The 5,541-nt window shown below is 73.2% G+C and carries 6 protein-coding genes; all 6 read right to left on the bottom strand.

The window, feature by feature from the left end; genetic code table 11:
• Positions 1-279: 279 nt before the first annotated feature.
• Positions 280-720 carry a type II 3-dehydroquinate dehydratase gene (aroQ, locus tag C6N75_RS28935; RefSeq protein ID WP_105871810.1) on the bottom strand — a complete coding sequence of 147 codons (441 nt, stop codon included), beginning with the start codon at positions 718-720 and terminating at the stop codon, positions 280-282.
• Positions 717-1,832 (bottom strand): 3-dehydroquinate synthase, encoded by a 1,116-nt coding sequence (gene aroB, locus C6N75_RS28930; RefSeq protein ID WP_105871809.1) that lies wholly within the window; start codon positions 1,830-1,832, stop codon positions 717-719. The genes aroQ and aroB overlap by 4 nt, the downstream gene beginning before the upstream one ends.
• Positions 1,829-2,347: a shikimate kinase gene (locus C6N75_RS28925; protein ID WP_105871808.1), complete on the bottom strand. Its 519-nt coding sequence runs from the start codon at positions 2,345-2,347 to the stop codon at positions 1,829-1,831. Before C6N75_RS28925 ends, aroB begins: the two co-directional genes overlap by 4 nt.
• A complete protein-coding gene (gene aroC, locus C6N75_RS28920; RefSeq protein ID WP_105871807.1) occupies positions 2,344-3,528 on the bottom strand; it encodes a chorismate synthase in 1,185 nt (394 codons plus the stop codon). The genes C6N75_RS28925 and aroC overlap by 4 nt, the downstream gene beginning before the upstream one ends.
• Before the next feature lie 128 nt (positions 3,529-3,656).
• Positions 3,657-4,499: a shikimate dehydrogenase gene (locus tag C6N75_RS28915; protein WP_105871806.1), complete on the bottom strand. Its 843-nt coding sequence runs from the start codon at positions 4,497-4,499 to the stop codon at positions 3,657-3,659.
• A partial coding sequence (gene mltG / locus C6N75_RS28910) for an endolytic transglycosylase MltG (protein WP_105871805.1) occupies positions 4,486-5,541 on the bottom strand: 1,056 nt, incomplete at its 5' end. The genes C6N75_RS28915 and mltG, both read right to left, overlap by 14 nt.

Below are 5,541 nucleotides of genomic sequence, written 5' to 3'. Positions count from 1 at the left end.
CAGGAGGGTGAAAAGGGGCGGGGCCGGCGCCGGGGGGGGGGGGCTCCGGGCTGGGGCGCGGGGATGCGGGGCGGGCCCGCCGGTCCATCCGTGGGCCGCGTACCCCGTCTGGTGGGGCGGCGGCAGCGGGGCCCCCACTGCGTGCTGCATCCGGTCCACTTTCGTCTCGTGCGGCTGGCGTTCGGTCGTCCGTTCGGACGGTCCGTCACCGAACCGTACCCTCCCCGGCCGTCGCCTGGGCAACGGCCGGGGGGCGCGGAAGGTGCCCGACTGCGCGGGTCAGCCGTCGAGTTCCTCGGCGAGCGCCCGCAGCGCGAGCCGGTAGGAGCCGATGCCGAAGCCGGCGACGGTGCCGGAGGCCACCGCGGCGATGACCGAGGTGTGCCGGAACTCCTCGCGGGCGTACGGGTTGGAGATGTGCACCTCGATCAGCGGGGCGGTGCGCTGGGCGGCCGCGTCCCGCATCGCGTACGAGTAGTGCGTGAAGGCCCCGGGGTTGATGACCACCGGCAGCGAGTCGTCGGCGGCCTCGTGCAGCCAGCGGACCAGCTCGCCCTCGTCGTTGGTCTCCCGCACCTCCACCTCGAAGCCCAGCTCCTTGCCGAGCGCGGTGCAGGCGTCGACCAGGCCGGCGTAGGAGGTGGAGCCGTAGACGTCGGGCTCCCGGGAGCCGAGCCGGCCGAGGTTGGGGCCGTTGAGCACCAGGACCCGGCGGCTCACGCGGACACCTCGCCGTAGGCGGCGACCAGGACGGCCGGGTCGGGACCCTCCAGGACGGTGGGCCGTCCCAGGCCGTCCAGCACGATGAAGCGCAGCAGGTCGCCGCGGGACTTCTTGTCGACCCTCATGGTCTCCAGCAGCTTGGGCCACTGGTCGCCGCGGTAGGTCAGCGGCAGCCCGACGGACTCCAGCACCGCGCGGTGCCGGTCGGCGGTGGCGTCGTCCAGGCGTCCGGCCAGCCGGCCCAGCTCCGCGGCGAAGACCATGCCGACGGAGACCGCCGCGCCGTGCCGCCACTTGTAGCGCTCGTTCTTCTCGATGGCGTGCGCCAGGGTGTGCCCGTAGTTGAGGATCTCCCGGAGCCCGGACTCCTTGAGGTCGCTGGAGACCACGTCGGCCTTGACCCGGATGGACCGCTCGATCAGCTCGGCGGTGTGCGGGCCGGCCGGGGTGCGGGCGGCGGCCGGGTCGGCCTCGATCAAGTCGAGGATGACCGGGTCGGCGATGAAGCCGGCCTTGATGATCTCGGCGAGCCCGCTGACGTAGTCGTTGACCGGCAGCGAGTCCAGCGCGGCCAGGTCGCAGAGCACCCCGGCCGGCGGGTGGAACGCGCCGACCAGGTTCTTGCCCTCGGCGGTGTTGATGCCGGTCTTGCCGCCGACGGCCGCGTCCACCATGGCCAGCACGGTGGTGGGCACCGCGATCCAGCGCACCCCGCGCAGCCAGCTCGCCGCGACGAAGCCGGCGAGGTCGGTGGTCGCCCCGCCGCCGACGCCCACGATGACGTCGCTGCGGGTGAAGCCGGTCTGGCCGAGCGCCTTCCAGCAGTACGCGGCGACCTCGGCGGTCTTGGCCTCCTCGGCGTTGGGCACCTGGACGGCGACCGCCTCGAAGCCCTGGTCGGCCAGGTCGGCCCGGAGCGCCTCGCCGGTCTCGGCCAGCGCCTCGGGGTGGATCACGGCGACCCGCTTGGCGCCGGGGCCGATCAGGCCGGGCAGCTCGCCCAGGAGCTGCCGGCCGACCAGCACCTCGTAGGCGTCGGTGCCGGCCGTGCCGCCGACCTGGATGCGGGTGACGTCGGAACCGGTGGAGGGTTCGGTCTGGTCGGTCATACGTCCTTCAGCTCCAGAGCGTCGAGGATCGCCTGGGCGACCTCGTCGGGCGTCCTGTCGTCGGTGGCGACGACGACCCGGGCCACTTCGGTGTACAGGTGGCGGCGGGCGTCCATCAGCTCCCGCCACTGGCGGCGGGGGTTGACGGCGAGCAGCGGGCGGGCGGCGCCCAGGCCGACCCGCCGGACCGCCTCCTCCACGTCCATCGAGAGGTAGGCGACCGGGCGGCCGGCCAGCAGGGCGCGGGTGCCGTCGTCGAGGACGGCCCCGCCGCCGAGCGCCAGCACGCCCGCGTGCCCGGCGACGGCGGCCGCGACCGCGGCGCGCTCCAGGGCGCGGAAGTGCTCCTCCCCCTCGTCGAGGAAGATGTCGGAGATCTCCCGGCCCTCGGCGGCGACGATGTCGGCGTCGGTGTCCCGGTAGGGCACGCCGAGCCGTTCGGCCAGCAGCGCGCCCACCGTGGACTTGCCCGAGCCCATCGGCCCGACCAGCACGATCAGCGGGCCGTCGCTCACCGGATGTGCAGGTGGTCGAGGTAGGAGGTGACGTTGCGCCGGGTCTCGGCCACGCTGTCGCCGCCGAACTTCTCGGCGACCGCGTCCGCCAGGACCAGGGCGACCATCGCCTCGGCGACGATGCCGGCGGCCGGCACCGCGCACACGTCGGAGCGCTGGTGGTGGGCGGCGGCGGCCTCGCCGGTGGCGACGTCGATGGTCTTCAGCGCGCGCGGCACGGTGGCGATGGGCTTCATCGCGGCCCGCACCCGCAGCAGCTCACCGGTGCTCAGCCCGCCCTCGGTGCCGCCGGAGCGGCCCGAGGAGCGGCGGACGCCCTCGTCGGTGGCGATGATCTCGTCGTGCGCCTTCGAGCCGGGCACCCGGGCCAGGTCGAAGCCGTCGCCGACCTCGACGCCCTTGATGGCCTGGATGCCCATCAGCGCGGCGGCCAGCCGGGCGTCCAGCCGCCGGTCCCAGTGCACGTGCGAGCCGAGGCCGACGGGCACCCCGTACGCCAGCACCTCGACCACGCCGCCGAGGGTGTCGCCGTCCTTGTGGGCCTGGTCGATCTCGGCCACCATCGCCTTGCTCGCGTCGGCGTCCAGGCAGCGCACCGGGTCGGCGTCCAGCCTCTCGACGTCCGCCGGGGTCGGGTAGACGCCGTACGGGGCCTTCGCCGCGGCCAGCTCCACCACGTGCGACACGATCTCGATGCCGGCCGTCTCCCTGAGGTAGGAGCGGGCGACCGCGCCGAGCGCGACCCGGGCCGCGGTCTCCCGGGCGGAGGCGCGCTCCAGCACCGGGCGGGCCTCGTCGAAGCCGTACTTCTGCATGCCGGCCAGGTCGGCGTGGCCGGGGCGCGGGCGGGTCAGGGGCGCGTTGCGGGCGGACTCGGCCAGCTCGGCCGGGTCGACCGGGTCGGCCGCCATGACCTTCTCCCACTTGGGCCACTCGGTGTTGCCCACCATCACGGCGACCGGGGAGCCCATGGTCAGGCCGTGGCGTACGCCGCCGAGGAAGGTGACCTCGTCGCGCTCGAACTTCATCCGGGCACCGCGCCCATAGCCCAGGCGCCGGCGGGCCAGGTGGTCCGCCACCATGTCCGTGGTGATCGGGACGCCGGCCGGAAGGCCCTCCAGCGTCGCCACCAGTGCGGGGCCGTGCGACTCCCCCGCGGTCAGCCAGCGCAACCTGCTCAACGGTGCTCCTCGTGTTCGCGCCTCGACTGCGACGGCGCGACCGGGTGCGCGGGCCCCGGTCCGCCTCCCCGATCCTCCCACGGTCCGCGGCGGTGTCCGTATTCCGGTCCGACTGGCGGGACGGGCGGTCAGCGTCCGGCCAGGGCCTTCTCGCCGGCCTCACGCATCACCGCGAGCGGTGCGGGGGCCTTGCCGGTCATCTGCTCGACTTGCAGGACAGCCTGGTGGACGAGGAGGTCCAGCCCGCCGAGGACGGCCCCGCCGCGGGCCGACCAGGCGGCGGCCAGCGCGGTGGGCCAGGGGTGGTAGAGCACGTCGAAGAGGGTGCCGACTGTGTCAGGTACGGCCGCGGCGAGCGCGTCGGCGGCGCCGGCCGGGGTGGTGGCGATCACCAGCGGCTCGGCGAGCGCCCGCTCGGCGTCCTCCCAGGGGGCGGTGCGCACCCGCACCCCCAGGCGCTCCCCCCAGTTGAGCATCTCCTCGGCGCGGGCCCGGCTGCGTACGTAGGCGGTGACGGGGCCGGCGCATATCTTCGCCAGCGCGGCGAGCGCGGAGGAGGCGGTGGCCCCGGCGCCCAGCACGGCGGCGGAGGGCACGCCCTCCACCCCGCGTTCGCGCAGGGCGGCGATCAGGCCGGGGATGTCGGTGTTGTCGCCGGTGCGCCGCCCGTCGGAGCGGAGCACCACGGTGTTGACGGCCTCCACGGCGGCGGCGGTCTCGCTGATCTCGTCCAGCAGCGGTATGACGGCCCGCTTGAGCGGCATGGTCAGCGAGAGCCCGGCCCAGCTCTCGTCCAACCGCTCGAAGAACCCGGGCAGCGCCGCCTCGTCCACCTCGTGCGCGCCGTACGACCAGTGGGCCAGGCCCAGGTCGGCGTAGGCGGCTCGGTGCAGCACGGGTGAGAGCGAGTGCGCGATGGGCGAGCCGAGGACGGCGGCGCGGCGCCGGGCGGGGGTGCTAGCTGTTGTCATTGAACTTCTGCTTCAGCTTCAGGAAGTCGTCGTGGGTCTTGGCGAACTCGGTGACCTTCATGCCGTCGGTCGCCACGAAGTACATCCACCCGTCCTCGGTGGGGTTGAGGGCGGCGGCCAGGGCCTCGTTGCCGGGGTTGCTGATGGGCCCGGGGGTGAGGCCCTTCTGCGTGTACGTGTTGTACGGGTCCTTGTTGCTGTTGATCTCCGCCTCGGAGATGTTGATGTTGCTCTCGGCCTTCAGGTAGTTGAAGGCGGAGTCGAACTGAAGCAGCTGGTTGGTCTCGGTGTTGGTGGGCTTGAGGCGGTTGTAGACGACTTCGGACATCTGGCGGAAGTCGTCGTGCGTCTTGCCCTCGCGCTGCACCAGGCTCGCGACGGTGAGCAGCTCCCAGGGGCCCTTGAGACCGAGGCCCTGCGCCTTGTCGACCAGGCCCGCCTTCTCGTACTCCTGGTTGGCCCGGGCGACCATCTTCTTGAGCACGGTCTCCGGCTTGGTGCCCTTGGCCGCCGAGTACGAGGCCGGGAAGAGGAAGCCCTCCAGCGGGTCCTTGACGTTGGTGTGGCCCTTGGCCCATGCGGGCAGCCCCAGGTTGCCGGCCTGCTCCTTGGCGACCTTGGCCGTGGTGCCGGGCGCGAGTTCGAGCCGCTTGTCGATGGCCTTGTAGACCTCGCTGTTGCGGGTGCCCTCGCCGAAGATCATGTTGTTGCGGCTCTGCGGGCTCAGCATCAGGTCGACGGCGGACTTGCCGGACATCTCCTTCTTGAGGAGGTAGCTGCCCTCCTGGATGGAGGTGCCGCGGGGGTTGGTGCCCTGGGCGCGGGTGAAGGCCTCGACGCTCTTGACGACGCCCTCGCGTTTGAGGATCTGGCCGATCTGCACGCCGGTGGCGCCCTTGGGGACCTCGATGGGCACCGCGCCGGAGCCGTCGCCCGCGAAGTCCTCGATCTCGCCGCGGCCCTGCCAGAACTGGTAGCCGAAGTAGGTGACGCCGCCGGCGTGCAGATCGGCCAGATCCTCAAACGCGAGGGCGTCGTCAAG

The organism is Streptomyces solincola (assembly GCF_002982015.1).
Lineage (GTDB): Bacteria > Actinomycetota > Actinomycetes > Streptomycetales > Streptomycetaceae > Streptomyces > Streptomyces solincola.
This window is presented reverse-complemented; position numbering and strand designations above follow the sequence as displayed.

Coding starts and splice junctions, on each gene's coding strand:
- aroB (WP_105871809.1), bottom strand. CDS start 1,832: ATGACCGACCAGACCGAACCCTCCACCGGTTCCGACGTCACCCGCATC.
- C6N75_RS28915 (WP_105871806.1), bottom strand. CDS start 4,499: ATGACAACAGCTAGCACCCCCGCCCGGCGCCGCGCCGCCGTCCTCGGC.